This window comes from Vibrio sp. 2132-1, assembly GCF_033344315.1.
Genome location: NZ_JAWPON010000583.1, coordinates 1 through 590, shown reverse-complemented (window position 1 = coordinate 590; position 590 = coordinate 1). Strand labels below are relative to the sequence as shown.

At 49.3% G+C, this 590-nt stretch carries 1 pseudogene; it reads right to left on the bottom strand.

Annotation, left to right across the window (positions count from 1 at the left end):
- Positions 1–590: pseudogene (locus tag R8N47_RS26780) on the bottom strand (2-oxoglutarate dehydrogenase E1 component); the annotation flags it as partial.

Sequence of the window (590 nt, the reverse complement as noted above, 5' to 3'; positions counted from 1 at the left end):
TGCTGCCGTGGCTGTCACTCAAACTGTCTCGACGTGCACGCACTGAACCGATAACCACTGGGTTTACGATTTCTAAGTGAGATGGGTTAAACGCAAGCGCTAAGTGAACATCGCCACCAGGAGTTGCGAAGTCTGCAGAGAAACCTTGGTGGTATTTAACGTCACCGGTACCCCACGTTTCATCGTGCTTACCCGCGAACTCATCAAATAGATCTTGTGGTTTCTTACCCAGTACGTTCACCAGCATGTTCAAACGACCACGGTGAGCCATACCAATAACCACTTCACGCATGCCACTCTTACCCGCATGACGAATCAGTTCTTTCGTCATTGGGATAAGCGCATCACCACCTTCTAGAGAGAATCGCTTCGCACCAGGGAATTTTGCGCCTAAATAACGCTCAAGGCCTTCCGCTGCAGTCAACTCTTCAAGGAACGTGCGTTTTTCATCTTGGTTGAATGATGGCTGGCCTACGACAGACTCAAGACGTTGTTGGATCCAACGCTTTTGCTCTGTGTCAGTCATGTGCATGTATTCAGCACCGATGGAACCGCAGTAAGTTTTCTTGAGGGCTGCGTAGATGTCTTTC